Origin of the sequence: Amycolatopsis balhimycina FH 1894, assembly GCF_000384295.1 — a bacterium.
GTDB classification, from domain to species: Bacteria; Actinomycetota; Actinomycetes; order Mycobacteriales; family Pseudonocardiaceae; genus Amycolatopsis; species Amycolatopsis balhimycina.
This window is the reverse complement of record NZ_KB913037.1, coordinates 3,721,398-3,735,217: the sequence shown is the minus strand read 5'-3', so window position 1 is coordinate 3,735,217 and position 13,820 is coordinate 3,721,398. Positions and strand designations below refer to the sequence as shown.

The window sequence follows — 13,820 nt, the reverse complement described above, 5'->3', positions numbered from 1 at the left end:
TCGCATTGTGTAAGGATCGGCCCATGCCCGACCGCCTTTCCGCGCTGGACGCCTCGTTCCTGTACCTCGAGGACCACGCGACGCCGATGCACGTCGGCGGGGTGGCGATCTTCGAGCGGCCGCGGTCCGGGTTCGGCTACGCGCAGCTGCTCGACCTGATCGGCGGACGGCTGGCGTTCCTGCCGCGGTACCGGCAGCGCGTGCTGGAGGTGCCGGGTCACCTGGCGCGGCCGGTGTGGGTGGACGACGTCGACTTCGACCTGAACTACCACGTCCGGCGCTCGGCGCTGCCCCAGCCGGGCAGCGACGATCAGCTGTTCGACCTGGCCGCGCGGCTGATGTCGCGGCGGTTGTCGCCGGAGCGGCCGCTCTGGGAGGCGTACTTCATCGAGGGACTGGCCGGCGACCGGGTGGCGCTGGTGACGAAGACCCACCAGTCCGTTGTGGACGGTGTCGGCACGATCGAGCTGGGGCAGCTCATCCTCGATCCGACGCCGGCCGAGCCGGAGCCGTTCGAGGACATCTGGACGCCGCGCCGTGAGCCGAGCCGCACGCAGCTGGTGCTGGACGCGATCAGCGAAGGCGTGCAGCGGCCGGGCGAGGTGGTGGAGAACGTCCGGTCGGCGGCGAACGACGCGGTCGCGTCGGCGGGGAAGTTCGCCGAGACCGTCGGCGGCGTCGCGTCGGCGCTGCGCACGCTGGTGAGCCCGGCGCCGCCCGGACCGCTGAACGTCCGGGTGTCGAGCGGCCGCGTGTTCTCCGTGGTGCGCACGCGGCTGGAGGACTTCCGGAAGATCCGCGCGGCGCACGGCGGCACGGTCAACGACGTCGTGCTCGCCGCTGTCACGGGCGCGTTGCGCGAGTGGCTGCTTTCGCGCGAGGAGCAGCTGACGCCGAACACGACGGTCCGCGCGCTGGTACCGCTGGCGGTGCGCGACGCCGAGACGGCGGAGTACTCGACGCCGGCCCTGATCGGCAACCAGGTGGCCGCGTACCTGGTGGACCTGCCGGTCGGCGAGCCGAACCCGGTGCTGCGGCTGCAGCACATCGGGCACGCGATGGCCGAACACCTCGACTCGGGCCGCCCGGTCGCCGCGCGCGGGCTGCTCAAGGTCGGCGGGTTCGCCCCGGCTACCCTGCACTCCCTCGGCGCGCGAGCGGCGGGGTCGCTGTCCGGGCGCATCTTCAACGTCATGGTGACCAATTCACCGGGCCCCCAGGTGCCGATGTACGCGGGAGAGGCCAGACTGGTCGAGATGTTCCCGGCGATGCCGCTGATGCGCACCCAGGCGCTGGCGATCGGGGTGACGTCGTACCACGGCGGCGTCTACTTCGGACTCAACGGCGACCGCAAGGCCGCCTTCGACGTCGACCTCCTGGCCGGGATGATCGAAGAATCCCTGGAAGAACTGAAGGGTGCGCACTGGTGAGGGTCTATCTGCCTGCGACCATCGCGATGCTTCGCGACCTCGAGTCTTCGGGGGAGTTCCGCGCCCGCAGCGGGACGGCGTTCGCGCTGACGCCCGCGTTGCGCGAGGCCTACTCGAGCGGGTCGGACGAGGAATTGGAGTACGCGGCGCTGCTGGACGCGGCGCGCGCGTCGTTGCGCCTGATCGCGGCGGAGGAGAAGGGCGAGCCGCGCCGGGTGGTGGTGTCGGCGGACGTCGCGGGCGTGACATTGCGCCCGGACCTGGACGCCCCGGTGGTCCGCATCGGCGGCCCGATCCCCCTGTCGGCGGTGGCGGCGATCCACGTGGACGCCCCGGAGGCGGCGGACGCGGTGACGGCGGCGGCCGCGGTGATCGACGCGGCGGACCTCGGCGACCTGGACGCCGAGTTCACTTTGGGCGACGCCGAGGACCACGAGCTGGCCTGGTACGCGCCCCAGGAACTGCCGTTCCTGCTGGAACTGCTCTGATTTTCTGAAGGTGCTCGGAGTTGTCCACAGGCGCCAGCGCTTGTGGACAACTGCGGCTGAGCCGGGGTTTCCGTCGGGGGTGGCCGGTAGACTGGACCTGGGGACGCCCCCCGGGAAGGGTGGGGGCTGCCCTGGGGTCTGCGCTGAGCGGCACCAGGCTGCGTGACTAGCCCACCTCGCCCGGCGGCGGTGGCTGGACGTCGACCGGTGCGCCCCAGTCCGTGTAGTGGGTCGTGATCCGGGCTTCGGCGCCCTGCAGGATCGGGGACAGGTCGAGCACGATCTGCAGTGGGCGGTGCGCGTCGTCGAGCCAGAGCTGGACCGGGAACTTGCCGCCCAGCCTGCCTGCCTCGTCCGCCGACAGGCCCGCGGGCAGGTCGGTGCCCAAGCGCGCCAGGTCGAGTTCCACGCGGTAGTGCTCCGCGGCCACTCCGCCGAGGTCGGTGCGCTCCGCCGAGACGATCGTGCCCGCCGTCCGGATTTCGCCCAGTGTGTGCGCCGGGTCGTTCTGCGCCGTCAGCTGGGCCAGGCTGCCGCCGAGCACCTGGGAAAACGGGTCGCTTCCGTCCGCTGCCACCACCACCCACGGCTTGCCCGCGCCGACCTCGTCGCGGGAACCTTCCGGCACCTTCGCGTACAGCTTCCCGCCCACCAGCCGCACCTCCATCGGCTCGCCGATGAAGTCGGTCGTCATCACCTGGGCCGTCCCGCCGGCGCCGAACCGCGCCTGACCCTGGCCCTTCGACCGGACCGAGCCGACGGCGACGTCCGTGCCGAACTTCGCCGAGCCGCCGCTCGTCGTGGCCGCCGTGGCGGCGTCGGCCAGTGCTCGCGCGTCGCCGAACGCGGGGGGTGGTGGTGGATCCGAACACCCGCCTGCCAGCAGGGCCAGCAGCAGCACGACGGCGGCTTTGCGCATGGGGCAACAAAAACACAGCGCCTCCCCCGAACTCGTTCGGGGGAGGCGCCGCTACTGTCCGTCGCTCGGTCAGCGACCGGCCTTCTTCATCAGCTCGCCGAGGTCGACGACCTGGTCGGCCGGCGGGGCCGCCACGTCGACCTGGGTGCCCCAGTCGGTGTACTTCGCGGTGAACTTCGCCTCGCCGGAGCCCGGCGCGCCCAGCGCCTTCATCATCGGGCCCTGGTCCATGGTCACCTGCACCGGCAGGTTGTCCTTGTTCACCCACAGGTCGGTCGGGATCTTGACGTCCTTGCCCTTGATCATCTTGGTGAACTTGTCGCGGGCCGCGGCCGGGACCTGGCCGGCGAACTGGTCGACGGCCTTGGCGACGTCGATCTCCACCTTGTAGTGGTTGACCTGCTCGCCGTTCAGCTGCGTCTGGTCGGACGAGACGATCCGGCCCGCCTTCGAGATCTGCTCGAGCATCTTGCTCGGGTCGCTCTGGTCGGCCGACTGCGACAGCGCGCCGCCCAGCGCCTGTGAGAGCGGGTCGGTGCCGTCCGGCGAGATCTTCGCCCACGCCTTGTCCGTGCCCAGCTGCTTCCGCTGGTCGGCGGGCAGCTTGATGTACATGACCTTGTCGACCAGCCGCATCTCGGTCGTCTGGCCGGCCGCGGTGCTGGTCATCGACAGCTTGGTGCCGTCGCTGCCGGTGCTGACCGCGCCGTTCATGCTGATCGTCTGGCCGGCGGCGGTGCCCTCCATGGTGAACTTCGCCGACTTGGACTGCTCGGTGCCCTTCTTCGACGCAGACGCCAGCTGGATCGCGTCGGTGAACGGCGAAGCCAGGCCGCGGCTGCCGCCGTCCTGGGACTGCCCGCCCGCGGCCGCCGGCTGTGCGGTGCCGGTGGCGGAGTTGCCGCTGCACGCGGTCAGCGTGAGCACCAGCGCGGCGCCCGCCGCGACCAGGGTGGTCTTGCGCATTGAGTTCCCCTCGGAGTCGGATCTTCCGCTCGGCATATCGCCTGATCGGGTGATTGGTTACCGATGTGACGGGAACGATCGGCGTTCGGTTCCCGGTTGCCTCAGGCGTCTGTGACGCGGGTCACATCATGGCCACCGCGAGAAGCCAGCAGCCGCCGCAGCGACGCCAGCCGCTCGGGGAGCGCCGTGCCATCGGTGACGACGTCGTCGAGCGCGCAGTCCGGGTCTTCCGGCGGGCCCAGGTGCCCGCAGCCCGACGGGCACTCCTCGGCGGCCGCGGCGAACTCCTCGAAGGCGTCGACGATGTGGTCCGCGGTCACGTGGGCCAGCCCGAAGGACCGCACGCCGGGGGTATCGATGACCCAGCCGCCGTCCGGGAGCGGCAGCGCCACCGCGGCCACGGACGTGTGCCGCCCCTTGCCGACCGCGCTCACCACACCGACGGCCAGCTCGGCGTCCGGGACCAGGCGGTTGACCAGCGTGGACTTGCCGACGCCGGAGTGCCCGACCAGCGCCGTCACGCGGTCTTTCAGCATCTCCGCGAGGCCCTCGGGTTCTTCGTCGTAGCGGGTCACGATCGCCGGGATGTCGAGGCCGGCGTAGCCCGCGAGGAGCTCGTCGGGGCTGGCCAGGTCGGCCTTCGTCAGGCACAGGACCGGCTCGACCCCGCCCGCGTAGCAGGCGACCAGGCAGCGGTCGATGAAGCCGGTGCGCGGCGGCGGGTCGGCCAGCGCGGTGACGATCAGCAGGCGCTCGGCGTTGGCGACGACCAGCCGCTCGTACGGGTCGGTGTCGTCGGCCGTGCGCAGGAGGGAGCTGGTGCGCTCGTCGACCCGGATGATCCGCGCGAGGGTGTCCGGCTTGCCGGAGACGTCGCCGACGATGCCGACCCGGTCGCCGACGACGACCGGCGTCCGGCCCATTTCGCGGGCCCGCATCGCGGTGATCACCTGGGTCGGATCGGCGTCGATTGCGCAGGTCCAGCGGCCGCGGTCCTTGCCGATGACCATGGCGGTGACGGCGTCGGCGTGCTCGGGACGGCGCTTGCTGCGAGGCCTGGTGCCCTTGCCGGGGCGTACCCGGACGTCGGACTCGTCCAGCTTGCTCCAGTCGTTGCGCGCCAAAGGTCCTCCTCCCGTGCACCGGTGCCCACCCGAATGATCCCATGCCGCTCGCCACGGCCCTGGCCTGCGTGTAACGATGGCGTCCCGGACGTTTCTCACGCGCGAGGAGGTTGGCGATGTGCGGCCGCTATGCCGCCACCAAGGACCCGGCGAAGCTGATCGAGGAGTTCGACGCGATCGACCTCACCGAAGGTCACGCGCGAGCCGACCACAACGTCGCGCCGACGAAGAACGTCGTGACGGTCGTGCAGCGGCACCCTCGTGACGAAGAAGGCCAGGTCCTCGAGGACGAGCCCGCCGAGCGCTCGCTGCGGATGATGAAGTGGGGCCTGGTGCCGTTCTGGGCCAAGGACCCGTCGGTCGGCTCGCGGATGATCAACACGCGGGCGGAGACGGCCGCGGAGAAGCCGGCTTTCCGTCGCGCGCTGACGTCCCGCCGCTGCTTGGTGCCCGCGGACGGCTGGTTCGAATGGCGCCGCACGGGCAAGGAGAAGGAGCCGTTCTACATGACGGCTCCCGACGATTCGTCGATCGCGTTCGGCGGGATCTGGGAGACCTGGCGCCCGAAGGACGACGACGACGCGGCACCGCTGATCACGTTTTCGATCATCACGACCGACGCCGCCGGCCAGCTCACCGACGTCCATCACCGGATGCCGCTGATCGTGCCCCGCTCGCACTGGGACGGCTGGCTGGACCCGGACCGCGACGACGTCACCGACCTGCTGGTGCCCACGCCGGACGACATCGTGGCTTCGCTGGAGCTGCGGCCGATTTCGAGCCTGGTGAACAACGTCCGCAACAACGGGCCGGAACTGCTGAACCGGGTCGACCCGGCGCAAGAGAGCGCGCTGTTCGACGTGCCGAAGTCATGACCGCCGTCCCGATCGACACGGAGTACGGCCCCGCGCGGGTCTACCTGCACTGTGCGGAGGAGGGCGTCGCGGTGCTGATGCTCGGCCACGGCGCGGGCGGCGGCCTCGGGGCGAAGGACCTGGTGGCGGTGACGCGGGCGGCACAGGCGGCCGGCGTGCACGTGGCGCTGGTCGAACAGCCGTACCGGGTGGCGGGGCGCCGCGCCCCGGCCCCGGCGAACCAGCTGGACGCGGCGTGGCTGACGGTGGCGGAGGACCTGTCGGCCCGTTTCGACTCGTTGCCCTTCGTGTTCGGCGGCCGTTCTTCGGGCGCGCGGGTGGCCTGCCGGACGGCTTCGGCCGGTCAGGCGGTGGCGGTGCTGTGCCTGGCGTTCCCGGAACACCCACCGGGCAAGCCGGAGAAGACGCGCCAGCCGGAGCTGGACGCGGTCGAGGTCCCGGTGCTGGTGGTGCAGGGCGAGCGGGACCCGTTCGGACGGCCCGCGGCGGGACCGCACCACGAGATCGTGCTGGTCGACGGCGACCACACGCTGTCAGCGGATTTGGAGAGCGTTTCCCGGGCGGCGACCGAGTGGTTGTCGCGGGTGTTGCGCCCGCTGGCCTGAGTGCTGCTCAGGCCGCGATCGGCGCCACCACCGCGCCGGTCAGCCGGATCAGGTCCGCCGGCGCCAGTTCCACTTCCAGACCCCTGCGCCCGGCCGAGCAGAACACCGTCTCGAACTTCTCCGCGGACGCGTCGATCACCACCGGCAGCCGGCTCCGGTGGCCCAACGGCGAAATCCCGCCCAGCACGTACCCCGTCGCCCGCTGGGCCGCCGCCGGGTCCGCCATCTTGGCCTTCTTGCCGCCCGCCGCGGCCGCCAGGGCCTTCAGGTCCAGTTGGCCCGTGACCGGGACCACGCCGACCGCCAGGCGGCCGTCCACCTCCGCCACCAGCGTTTTGAACACCCGCGCGCGGTCCAGGCCCAGCGCCTCCACGGCCTCCAGCCCGTACGATTCGGCCCGCGGGTCGTGGTCGTAGGCGTGCAGCGTGTGCGCCACCTTCTGCTTCGTCAGAGCCGCGGTCGCCGGGGTGCCCTTGCCAGCCATGGCGGAAGTCTAGGGAATGCGCGATCACCCCGAACGGTTGTACGGGACGTGACCACAACGCTCGCCACCACACGCTCACGCAGCCGCCGCAGTTCCCAGGCACCGGCGAACCGCGGCGTGCCCGGTCCCCGCGTAAACTCGGGTCCGCCGTATGCGCGCACGCGCATCGACGCCGAGCGGGAAGGGAACGGTTTGCCGAGCACGGAGAACTCAGCGCCGGAAGAAGCGACCGAGGCCGAGCGCGCCGAGCGTTTCGAGCGGGACGCGATGCCGCTGCTCGACCAGCTGTACTCGGCCGCGATGCGGATGACCCGCAACCCCGCCGATGCCGAGGACCTGGTCCAGGAGACGTATCTGAAGGCGTACGCCGCCTTCGCGTCGTTCAAGGCGGGGACGAACCTCAAGGCGTGGATGTACCGCATCCTGACCAACACCTACATCAACGGCTACCGCAAGCGGCAGCGGCAGCCGGTGCAGGCGCCCACCGAGGAGATCACCGACTGGCAGATCGCCAAGGCGGAGAACCACACCTCCAGCGGGCTGCGGTCGGCCGAGGTCGAGGCGATGGACAATCTGCCCGACACCGACGTCAAGGCCGCCCTGCAGAGGCTTCCCGAGGAGTTCCGGCTGGCCGTCTACCTGGCCGACGTCGAGGGCTTCGCGTACAAGGAGATCGCCGAGATCATGGACACGCCCATCGGCACCGTGATGTCCCGCCTGCACCGCGGCCGCGCCCAGCTGCGCGACCTGCTCGCCGACGTCGCGCGGGAGCGCGGCTTCATCCGCGGCGCCAAGGAGGAGGTGGCCGGGCGATGAACGACATGTGCGAGGGCGCGTCCGACAAGGTCCGCTGCGAAGAGGCGCTGGCCGACATCTACCTGCTGCTCGACCGAGAGTGCAGCGCGGAGCGTGACGCCGCCTTGCGCGCCCACATCGATGACTGCCCGCCGTGCCTCGAGGAGTACGGCATCGACGAGCACATCAAGCAGCTGCTGGCCCGCAAGTGTGGCGGTGACCACGCGCCGGCGGAGCTGAAGAGCCGGCTGCGCGCGTCGATCCGCCAGACCGTCGCTTCCCGCGGCGGCGTCACCGTGGAACGCACCGAGATCACCCTCGAGCAGCGCTCCGAGTAGCCCGAGCACGACAAAGGCCCCCGCGCAGGAGTGCGGGGGCCTTTTGCGTGCCGACGCCGGGTTCAGGAGTTGGGCTTACCGCCGTGGTTCGCGCTGTTCTTCTTCCGGCTGCGACGCTTGCGGGCGCGCTTCGACATGTTCACTCCTCGTCGTCAAAGCTGGTCAACCTCTCAAGTGTGTCATGACGTCCCGCTCTGGTTGGATGGGGTGCGTGTCCACGCTCGCCGAACTGCTCGCCGACAACACCGGCCTCCCCGGGGAGGCGGCGGACCACCTCCAGACCGTCGTCGCCGAGTGGCAGCTGCTGGCCGACCTGTCCTTCGCGGACTTCCTCCTGTGGGTCCCGGTGACCGAGGAACTGCAAGCGGACGGCGGCGACTTCGTCTGCGTCGCGCACGCGCGGCCGACGACGGCGCCCACCGCGCACCCCGAGGACGTCGTCGGGACGCGGTTCACCGTGGAGGAGCACCCGCAGCTGGCGAAGGCCATGCGCGAGGTGCGGATCTGCCGCGAGGAGGACCCGCACTGGTCCCGCGACCTGCCGATGCGGCGGGAGGCGATCCCGGTGCGGTTCCACGACGACGTCATCGCCGTGATGAGCCGCGAGACGAACCTGGCGGCGCCGCGGGTGCCTTCGCCGTTGGAGATCGCGTACCTGGGCAGTGCCGGCGACCTGTGCCAGATGATCGTCGACGGCACGTTCCCGCCGAACGGCACCAACGCGACCGACACCCACACCTCCCCGCGGGTCGGAGACGGGCTGATCCGCCTCGACTCGAGCGGCACGGTGGTGTTCGCCAGCCCGAACGGCCTGTCCGCCTACCACCGGATGGGGCACGAGTCCGACCTGGTCGGGACGCGGCTGGCGCCGCTGACGCGGTCGCTGATCCGCGACCCGTTCGACGCGACCGAGGTGTCCCACCGGATCATCGAGGCCCTCGACGGGAAGCCGTCGAGCCGCACGGAGGCCGACTCGCGGCGAGGGGCCGTGGTGCTGTTCCGCGCGCTGCCGCTGCGGCCGGCGGGGCAGGCGGCGGGCGCGCTGGTGCTGGTCCGCGACGTCACCGAGGTGAAGCGCCGCGACCGCGCGTTGCTGTCGAAGGACGCGACGATCCGTGAGATCCACCACCGGGTGAAGAACAACCTGCAGACGGTGGCGGCGCTGCTGCGGCTGCAGTCCCGCCGGACGACGTCGGAGGAGGCGCGGCTCGCGCTCGCCGAGTCGGTGCGCCGGGTGACGTCGATCGCGCTGGTGCACGAGGCGCTGTCGATCTCGGTGGACGAGCGCGTCGACCTCGACAAGCTGCTCGACAACGTGCTGCCGATGGTCGGCGAGGTCGCCACGGCGGAGTCGCAGGTCGGGATGTCGCGGAAGGGTTCGTTCGGGGTGGTGGTCGCGGAGATCGCGACGCCGCTGGTGATGGTGCTGGCCGAGCTGGTGCAGAACGCGATCGAGCACGCGTTCCCGGCGGGCCGGTCGGGCAAGGTCGAGCTGATCGTGGAGCGCTCGGCCCGCTGGCTGGACGTCGTTGTCCGCGACAACGGGCGCGGCCTGCCGTCGGGGTTCTCGCTGGAGCGTTCGGACGGGCTGGGCCTGCAGATCGTGCGGACGCTGGTGGAGTCCGAGCTGCGGGGCTCGCTGTCGCTGCGGAAGGTGCGGACGGAGGCGTCGTCGACCCGCGTGACGGGGACCGAAGCGGCGCTGCGCATCCCGCTTTCCCGCCGCCTCTGACCAGCCGGCCCTACCTGGTCGGCCGACACGAGGTCTCGTCGTGTCGACCTCTCAATCACGAGTGATGCCCCTTCAATCACGCTTGATGACCGCTCAATCACGCGTGATGCCCTTTTGCGCACGAGCGCAGCCGCGGCGAGGCGGGTTGCCGCGTGATTGAGCGCGTGACTCGCGTGATTGGGTGCGGATCTCGCGTGATTGGGTGCGTGACTCGTGTGATTGGGGAGGCATCACGTGTGATTGAAGGGGCATCACACGTGATGGGAGGGACGACACGATGAAAGGCCCGGCACCAGGTGCGTGGTGCCGGGCCGTTCAGCGCTTCGCGGGAGGAGTTGAAGTCCCGGTGAGGTTTCACCGCACCCGTCGCCAGGTGGTTTCGCCTCGCTTGTTAAGCTCAAGCCGAGTAGGTATCACCCCAGACGGCGTGGGCACGACAAATGCCCGCCGGGTGAAGTTCTACTCGGCTCGGGTGGATCTCGAGAATCTCAGGCGTTGGTACGCGTGCCGATGTGCGTACGGCGGCGCTTGAGGGCGCGTCGCTCGTCCTCGCTCATTCCGCCCCACACACCCGCGTCCTGTCCGCTGGCCAGAGCCCAGGCCAAGCAGTCAGAAGCGACGGTGCAGCGGTGGCACACGGCCTTCGCCTGCGTAACCTGCGACAGAGCCGGACCGCTGGTTCCCACCGGGAAGAACAGCTCGGGGTCCTCGTCTCGGCAGGCCGCGTCGTGGCGCCAGTCCATGTTCGTGAGCTCCTTCATATGGCGCGGGAGGGCCGCGCCACAGTCGTCAATGGCGGTCGTGTTCTTGGGTGCTTGTGAATGCTTTCACGAAGCACCGCTTTCGACAAGTGTTTCCGGGAGATCGGTGAGTCAGGTCACCCGGCCGAGCGACCCCTCTGACCTGCGGTTTCTCTCCGAGACGACCGTCCGAAGGGAAGGCTGATGCGCTGAGCGGAGCTTCTCCGTCGACGAACGGCACCTGCTACTTTGCCGCAGGCGATCAGCAGTCTGGTCGTCACACGATTACCGTGAGTGCATCCGGGACGCTGAAGAATTCCACCCTGGTCCGCTGGCCGACGAGGTCGCCGTCCACCTGGAAGTTTACCGGTTCAGCTGCGTCAATGCGGATCACCGGCAGGTCATCGTGACGCACGAGACGTCGCCCGCGCTGGTTGCTCTTCGTAGCCAAAGCTTGGCGTACATGCTTGAACACGGTCGGCAACCCCAGACCGCTCAGCGCGAACAAACCCAATCCCGACTCGAACGAGCAACCCGGGTTGAGGTGGATCGCACGCTCGCCCAGGTAGCTCCACGGATCGGTGTTCGACACGAAAGCGGTCAACGCCTCGATCGGGTCCTCGCCCGGGATGCGGATAGTCAGGGCCGGCCTGCCCAGCGGCGGCCGGAAGTAGGAGCGGACAGCGGCCCGCATGTAGAGGCCGGCGGTGGTCTGCTTGCCGCGGCGCTTGGCCACCCGGCCGACGACGTCGGCGTCCCAGCCGAGGCCGGAGTTGAAGGTGAACCAGTGCCCGTCGGCCAGGCCGAGCCCCACCCGGCGTGAGCGGTCGTTCTCCAGCGCGTTGAGCAGCTGGTGGGTGGCCTCGAAGGAGTCCGCGGAGATGCCGAGGGCGCGCGCGAAGACGTTGGCCGAGCCGCCGGGCACGACGCCCAGCGCGGGCACCCGCCCGATCTCGGCGGGGTCGCCACTGCCGCTTACCGGGGTCCGGGTGGCGGAGCCCCCGGCCCGGGGCGAAGACCCGGATGTTACAGCGTCGGCCAGCAGGCCGTTGACGACCTCGTTGACCGTGCCGTCGCCGCCGTGGGCCACCACCAGGTCGATCCCGTCCCGCGCGGCCGAGCGCGCGACGGCCATCGCGTGGCCGCGGTAGTCCGTCTCGACCACGTCGAGCTTGACCTGGCTGGCGAGCGCGTGCGCCAGCACGTCCCGGCCACCGGCGGTGGTCGACGTGGCCTGGGGGTTCACGACGAGGATTGCACGCATTACCGCAGAGTAAGTGACTTCCGGCGGCCCGAGAACCTCCCGGCGCCGCATGGTGACGGGCGCAACCCTGGGACAGCATCTTCGAGACCCTGTGCCGGGCGGCCTCCTTCGCGCACGAGTGTCCGCTCGTCGTGACAAGTGCACCCGGGCCGACCGCCCGCTCATCGACGACACCTGAAATTTTCGTTGCCCGGGCGTCTCGGGAAAACGGCCGACCGGGTGGCATACGATCGATTTGGCTCACGCACGGTGACGCGCCGAGGTCGGGTCCACGTCGGGAGCCACTGTCGGGAGTCATTGTCGGGAGTCATTGTGCACCCGCAAAGCACCTCCGCCCGCTCTCCGGAAGGCCGCCGCAGTGAAGCTCTCGCCCGCTCCCCGTGAGGTCCGGCTGGCCGGCGTCGTCACCGCGGTGCCGTCGCTCGCCCTGCTGGTGTTCGGGGTGATCGTGCTGGTGAACGGCCTGCGTTCGCCGGCTCAGCCGGGCAACAACGTCTTCGCCGAGTCGGGCACGTTCATCGTGGTGGCGCTGGCGTTCCTGGCCGCGTCGGCCGGGCTGGTCCTCGGCCAGACCTGGGCGCGCTCGCCCGGAGTGGTGATCGCGCTGATCGTGATCGGGCTCGGCTGGTACCTGCTCGGCCCGTCGGGCCTGCCGGCGTGGGGCGTGCCGGTCGCGCTGTTCGGCATCGCCGCGCTGGTGCTGCTGTTCCGCCGCCCGTCGCGGGCCTGGGCACTGGACCTGCGCGAAGGCGAATCCGAGACGGAGGCCGCCGAACGCGGCGGCCTCGCCGGCCGCCGCGCCGAGCGCGAAGGCCACGACGAGGACTGAACCCGTAACTCGCGTGATCAGGCCCGTAACTCGCGTGATCGGGGCCGTAACTCGCGAGATCCGGCTTCAATCACGCGAGTTACGGTTCTGATCACGTGGGTTACGCCTGGGCGGCGAGGGCTCGCAGGGGTTCGTCGGTGAGGCGGTTGACGGTCCACTCGTCCATCGCGACCGCGCCGAGGGCCTTGTAGAACTCCGTGGCCGGGTTCCAGTCCAGCACCGACCACTCGAGGCGCGCGTAGCCGTTCGCGACGCACTCGGCCGCGAGGGCCGCGAGCAGGGCCTTGCCCAGCCCGGAACCGCGTTGGGCGGGGAGGACGAACAGGTCCTCCAGGTAGATCCCGTGCACCCCGCGCCAGGTCGAAAAGTTGAGGAACCAGACCGCGAAGCCGACGATCTCGCCGTCCACTTCGGCCACGTGCCCGAACAGCTTGGGGTTCTCGCCGAACAGGGCGTCGCGCAGCTGCGGCGCCGTCAGGTGGCACTCGCCGGGCGCCCGCTCGTAGTCGGCGAGGGCGTACGCCAGCCCGACGGCGGCCTCGACGTCGTCGGGGCGGATGCGGCGGATGCGGTCGTCGGGCACGTCAGTCCTCCAGAGCCGGCGGCAGGTTGAGGTGTTCGATCTGGGGTTCGCCGCGCTCGTCGCCGAGCACCGCGATGCCGGCCGCGTCCAGTCCGAAGTGGACACCCGAGGTGGCGGGCAGGCCGAGCCAGCGCGCCACCAGCACGCGGCTGAAGTGCCCGTGCCCCACCAGGATCACGTCTCCGGCGTCGATGTCGCGGCGGGCGCGGTCCAGCACCCGGTCCGCACGCGCGGAGACGTCCGAAGCGCTTTCGCCGCCGGGGATCGGGTGGGTCCAGACCGTCCAGCCGGGCACGGTTTCCCGGATCTGCGGCGTGGTGATGCCCTCGTAGTCGCCGTAGTCCCATTCGGCGAGGTCCTCGGTGACTTCGTCGACGCGCAGGCCGGCCAGCGCGGCCGTGCGCAGTGCCCGTGCGCGGGGGCTCGACACCACCAGCGACGGCCCGCCGACCAGGCTCCTGAGCGTGCCGCCCGCGGCCAGCGCCTGGCCTTCCCCGGCCGGGGTCAGCGGGATGTCGGTGCGGCCGGTGTGCCGTCCGTTCACCGACCATTCGGTCTGGCCGTGCCGGAGGAGGAAGAGACGGTTCGCCACACGGGCGAATATATCCGGCGGTTTGCCTCGCGGCTGGGCGTCTGCTTAGCTACTGA

At 70.6% G+C, this 13,820-nt stretch carries 17 protein-coding genes; 8 read left to right on the top strand and 9 right to left on the bottom strand.

Annotated elements, in window-relative coordinates:
• The first annotated feature begins 23 nt into the window (after positions 1-23).
• Together A3CE_RS0116160 and A3CE_RS58640 are read left to right on the top strand one after the other, a co-directional pair.
• Complete coding sequence (locus A3CE_RS0116160) at positions 24-1,430, top strand: WS/DGAT/MGAT family O-acyltransferase (RefSeq protein ID WP_020641138.1); 1,407 nt, start codon at positions 24-26, stop codon at positions 1,428-1,430.
• Positions 1,427-1,918, top strand: a complete 492-nt coding sequence (locus A3CE_RS58640; RefSeq protein WP_020641137.1) for a DUF6912 family protein — start codon at positions 1,427-1,429, stop codon at positions 1,916-1,918. Before A3CE_RS0116160 ends, A3CE_RS58640 begins: the two co-directional genes overlap by 4 nt.
• 166 nt (positions 1,919-2,084) lie before the next feature.
• Here A3CE_RS58640 and A3CE_RS0116150 read toward each other — a convergent pair whose 3' ends face one another.
• The 3 genes from A3CE_RS0116150 to rsgA form a co-directional block, all read right to left on the bottom strand.
• Positions 2,085-2,837, bottom strand: a complete 753-nt coding sequence (locus tag A3CE_RS0116150; protein WP_020641136.1) for an SCO4651 family lipoprotein — start codon at positions 2,835-2,837, stop codon at positions 2,085-2,087.
• 69 nt (positions 2,838-2,906) lie between these two features.
• On the bottom strand, positions 2,907-3,803 hold the full coding sequence (locus A3CE_RS0116145; protein WP_020641135.1) for an SCO4651 family lipoprotein: 897 nt from the start codon (positions 3,801-3,803) through the stop codon (positions 2,907-2,909).
• Positions 3,804-3,904: 101 nt separating this feature from the next.
• Complete coding sequence (gene rsgA, locus A3CE_RS0116140) at positions 3,905-4,927, bottom strand: ribosome small subunit-dependent GTPase A (protein WP_020641134.1); 1,023 nt, start codon at positions 4,925-4,927, stop codon at positions 3,905-3,907.
• A gap of 116 nt (positions 4,928-5,043) precedes the next feature.
• On the opposite strand from rsgA, the gene A3CE_RS0116135 reads away from it, so the two are divergent.
• Together A3CE_RS0116135 and A3CE_RS0116130 are read left to right on the top strand one after the other, a co-directional pair.
• Positions 5,044-5,802: an SOS response-associated peptidase gene (locus A3CE_RS0116135; protein WP_020641133.1), complete on the top strand. Its 759-nt coding sequence runs from the start codon at positions 5,044-5,046 to the stop codon at positions 5,800-5,802.
• A complete protein-coding gene (locus A3CE_RS0116130) occupies positions 5,799-6,407 on the top strand; it encodes an alpha/beta hydrolase family protein (RefSeq protein WP_020641132.1) in 609 nt (202 codons plus the stop codon). The genes A3CE_RS0116135 and A3CE_RS0116130 overlap by 4 nt, the downstream gene beginning before the upstream one ends.
• A 7-nt stretch (positions 6,408-6,414) precedes the next feature.
• On the opposite strand, the gene ybaK is transcribed toward A3CE_RS0116130, so the two are convergent.
• Complete coding sequence (gene ybaK, locus A3CE_RS0116125) at positions 6,415-6,891, bottom strand: Cys-tRNA(Pro) deacylase (protein ID WP_020641131.1); 477 nt, start codon at positions 6,889-6,891, stop codon at positions 6,415-6,417.
• 192 nt (positions 6,892-7,083) lie between these two features.
• Between ybaK and A3CE_RS0116120 the strand changes: the two genes are divergently transcribed.
• A complete protein-coding gene (locus A3CE_RS0116120) occupies positions 7,084-7,707 on the top strand; it encodes a sigma-70 family RNA polymerase sigma factor (protein ID WP_020641130.1) in 624 nt (207 codons plus the stop codon).
• Positions 7,704-8,024, top strand: coding sequence for a mycothiol system anti-sigma-R factor (rsrA, locus tag A3CE_RS0116115; protein ID WP_020641129.1), 321 nt, complete (start codon positions 7,704-7,706; stop codon positions 8,022-8,024). Before A3CE_RS0116120 ends, rsrA begins: the two co-directional genes overlap by 4 nt.
• A 62-nt stretch (positions 8,025-8,086) precedes the next feature.
• Here the strand turns inward: rsrA and A3CE_RS59890 are convergent, their stop codons facing one another.
• Positions 8,087-8,161, bottom strand: a complete 75-nt coding sequence (locus A3CE_RS59890; protein ID WP_371827656.1) for a 50S ribosomal protein bL37 — start codon at positions 8,159-8,161, stop codon at positions 8,087-8,089.
• Positions 8,162-8,235: 74 nt separating this feature from the next.
• Between A3CE_RS59890 and A3CE_RS0116110 the strand changes: the two genes are divergently transcribed.
• Positions 8,236-9,756, top strand: a complete 1,521-nt coding sequence (locus A3CE_RS0116110) for a sensor histidine kinase (RefSeq protein WP_020641128.1) — start codon at positions 8,236-8,238, stop codon at positions 9,754-9,756.
• A 488-nt stretch (positions 9,757-10,244) separates the two neighbouring features.
• Here the strand turns inward: A3CE_RS0116110 and A3CE_RS0116105 are convergent, their stop codons facing one another.
• Together A3CE_RS0116105 and A3CE_RS0116100 are read right to left on the bottom strand one after the other, a co-directional pair.
• Positions 10,245-10,499, bottom strand: coding sequence for a WhiB family transcriptional regulator (locus A3CE_RS0116105; RefSeq protein ID WP_003059797.1), 255 nt, complete (start codon positions 10,497-10,499; stop codon positions 10,245-10,247).
• 274 nt (positions 10,500-10,773) lie between these two features.
• Positions 10,774-11,760: a diacylglycerol/lipid kinase family protein gene (locus A3CE_RS0116100; RefSeq protein ID WP_020641126.1), complete on the bottom strand. Its 987-nt coding sequence runs from the start codon at positions 11,758-11,760 to the stop codon at positions 10,774-10,776.
• Between the two features lie 358 nt (positions 11,761-12,118).
• Between A3CE_RS0116100 and A3CE_RS0116095 the strand changes: the two genes are divergently transcribed.
• Positions 12,119-12,589 carry a hypothetical protein gene (locus A3CE_RS0116095; protein ID WP_020641125.1) on the top strand — a complete coding sequence of 157 codons (471 nt, stop codon included), beginning with the start codon at positions 12,119-12,121 and terminating at the stop codon, positions 12,587-12,589.
• Positions 12,590-12,689: 100 nt separating this feature from the next.
• Here A3CE_RS0116095 and A3CE_RS0116090 read toward each other — a convergent pair whose 3' ends face one another.
• Positions 12,690-13,172, bottom strand: coding sequence for a GNAT family N-acetyltransferase (locus A3CE_RS0116090; RefSeq protein ID WP_020641124.1), 483 nt, complete (start codon positions 13,170-13,172; stop codon positions 12,690-12,692).
• A gap of 1 nt (position 13,173) precedes the next feature.
• Entirely contained in the window at positions 13,174-13,764 is a 591-nt protein-coding gene (locus A3CE_RS0116085; protein ID WP_020641123.1) for an acid phosphatase, read from the bottom strand.
• Positions 13,765-13,820: the final 56 nt, after the last annotated feature.